Consider the following 2,660-nt stretch of genomic DNA (forward strand, 5'->3'; position numbering starts at 1 on the left):
GCCCACGGCGGCGACGGCGGCGTCCAGACCGGTCAGCACATCCGAGGCGGCCGTCGTCGGCACCTCCGCGCGCCGGACCAGCCGGCCGTCGTCAAGATCGACCAGACAGGCTTTCGTGTACGTGGACCCGACGTCGACACAGACCGCGAAGGTCATCCCTTGCCCGGCACGACCACCGTGCCCGTGGCGGTCACCGCGACGATCGGTTCGGCCAGCACCGCCGCCGCCGACCCGCCCGTGCCCCGGCACACCACCACCGACCGGAACTCGATCGTCCGCGACCGGGTGCCCATCCGCGTCACCGTCGCGGTCACCTCCAGCACGTCACCGGCCTGCACGGGTGCGGTGAACTGCACGTCGGAGTACGAGGCGAACAGCCCCTCGTCGCCGTCGAGCCGGATGCACACCTCGGTGGCGACATCACCGAACAAACCCAGCGAGTACGCCCCGTCGACCAGGTTCCCTGCGTAGTGGGCGTGCGCGTACGGCACGTACCGGCGATGCGTCACGGTGATCAAGAGTTGCTCCCCACCAGTGCGTGTACGAGGTACGAGGCGACCTCGCGTGGTGTCGTACCCCGGCCGAAGATCCGGTCCACGCCCAGCTCGCCCGCCATGAGTTCGTCGAACCGGGGCCCGCCCACGATCAGCAACGGCCGCTTGCCGGCCGGCATCGCCTCCCGGAACGCCGCCGTCATCGCCCGCGTGTTCTGCAGATGCGCATCGCGCTGGGTCACCACCTGCGACACCAGCACCGCGTCGGCCTTACGGGCCCGGGCCTCCTCGACCAGCTCCGGCACCGACACCTGCGCACCCATGTTCGTCACCGCCAGCTCACGGTAGTACTCCAGGCCCTTCTCCCCCGCGATGCCCTTGACGTTGAGGATCGCGTCGATGCCCACCGTGTGCGCGTCGGTGCCGATGCACGCGCCGACCACGTTCAGCCGCCGCCGCAGCTTGCGCTTGATCACCGCGTTCACCTCCTTCGCGCTCAGCAACGGGAAGTCCCGCTCGACGACCTGCACCTTGTCGGTGTCGACGAGATGACTCACCCGCCCGTAGACCACGAAGAACGTGAACCCGTCACCCATCGGCTTGGCGTGCACCAGCAACGCCGGGTCCATGCCCATCTTGTTGGCCAGCTGCACCGCGGCGCCCTCGGCCCGCTTGTCGTGCGGGACCGGCAGCGTGAACGACAGCTGCACCATCCCGTCCCCGGTGGTGTCCCCGTAGGGCCGCACGATGCTCACGCGACGCCCTCCAGCTCGAGAGTCACCGGGTTGTAGTAGCCGTCCTCATGCTTGGCGACCCCGTCCAGGCCCTTGCCGCGGTCCGCCGGCCGCTTCATGATCCCGAACGTGCCGTCGGCGATCGCCGTCAGCATCGTGTCGTCGACGATCCGCTCGAGCAGCTCGATCGCCTCACCCAGCACCGCGTGCGCCCGCGACTGGATGAACCCGCCCGGCGCCGGCACGAAATCCTCGTGCAGGTTGCCGGCCCCGTTCAGCACGTACCGCACGTTCTGCAGGGCGATGTCACGGTCGGACAGCCACGGCGTCACCACCGCCTCGGTCATCATCCCCACCAGCAGGATCCCCTGCCCGGTCAGCGCACCCACCAGGTTGAAGAACCCGTCCAGCAGATTCCCCCGGAACACGTCCCCGGTCATGTGCTTGGTCGGCGGCATCCACTTCAGCGGCGCGTCCGGGAACAACTCCCGCGCCAGCAACGCGTGCGCCAGTTCGAGCCGGAACGACTCCGGCAGCTCCGGGTTGATCTCGAACGCGTGCCCCAGCCCCAGCTGCCAGTCCGCCAGCCCCGCCTCGTGCGCGAAGAACTCATTGAGCAGCTGCGACACCGTCACCGTGTGCGCCGCCTCGACCGCGTCCGCCGTGGTCAGGTAGTTGTCCTCACCGGTGTTGATGATGATCCCGGCCCGGGCGTGCACCTGCCGCGAGAACCGCTGATCCACGAACGTGCGGATCGGGTTGATGTCGCGGAACAGGATCCCGTACATCGAGTCGTTGAGCATCATGTCCAGGCGCTCCATGCCCGCCAGCGCCGCGATCTCCGGCATGCACAACCCCGACGCGTAGTTCGTCAGCCGCACGTACCGGCCCAGCTCCTTCGACGTCTCGTCCAGCGCCGCCCGCATCAGCCGGAAGTTCTCCTGCGTCGCATACGTGCCCGCGAAACCCTCCCGGGTCGCCCCCTCCGGCACATAGTCCAGCAGCGACTGCCCCGTCGAGCGGATCACCGCGATCACGTCCGCGCCGGCCCGCGCCGCCGCCTGCGCCTGCGGGATGTCCTCGTAGATGTCCCCGGTCGCCACGATCAGATAGATCCACGGCCGCTGCTTCGGATCGCCGTACCGCTTGATCAGCCGGTCCCGCTCGGCCCGGCGCCGGTCCACCACCTTCAGGCCCGCGTCGGTCGCCCGCCGCGCGGCCCGCCGGGCCGCCGCCACCTCGGCCTTCTTCTCCGGTACGGCGAAAGTCACCGCCCCCGCCGCGGCCTTCTGCGCCAGCACCGTGACATCGTCCACGCCCTGCGCCTTCAGGGCGTGGAACACCGGCAACGCCACCCCGTGACCCAGGCCCACATCGGCGCGGCCCGCGTCGACCAGCCGGTTCTCCCACGGACTGCCGTCGGAATCCGCCC

The 2,660-nt window shown here is 69.7% G+C and carries 4 protein-coding genes; all 4 read right to left on the reverse strand.

The window, feature by feature from the left end:
- Positions 1–156: glutamate mutase L (locus AB0C29_RS42565; RefSeq protein ID WP_360833233.1), on the reverse strand; the 156-nt coding region annotated here is incomplete at its 3' end.
- Entirely contained in the window at positions 153–518 is a 366-nt protein-coding gene (locus AB0C29_RS42570; RefSeq protein ID WP_360833227.1) for a hotdog domain-containing protein, read from the reverse strand. The genes AB0C29_RS42565 and AB0C29_RS42570, both read right to left, overlap by 4 nt.
- The gene (locus AB0C29_RS42575; RefSeq protein WP_360833229.1) at positions 515–1,249 is read right to left on the reverse strand and encodes an OAM dimerization domain-containing protein; all 735 of its coding nucleotides are present in this window, start codon (positions 1,247–1,249) and stop codon (positions 515–517) included. The genes AB0C29_RS42570 and AB0C29_RS42575 overlap by 4 nt, the downstream gene beginning before the upstream one ends.
- Positions 1,246–2,660: lysine 5,6-aminomutase subunit alpha TIM-barrel domain-containing protein (locus tag AB0C29_RS42580; RefSeq protein ID WP_360833231.1), on the reverse strand; the 1,415-nt coding region annotated here is incomplete at its 5' end. The genes AB0C29_RS42575 and AB0C29_RS42580, both read right to left, overlap by 4 nt.

Origin of the sequence: Actinoplanes sp. NPDC048791 (assembly GCF_040650095.1) — a bacterium.
GTDB lineage: Bacteria > Actinomycetota > Actinomycetes > Mycobacteriales > Micromonosporaceae > Actinoplanes.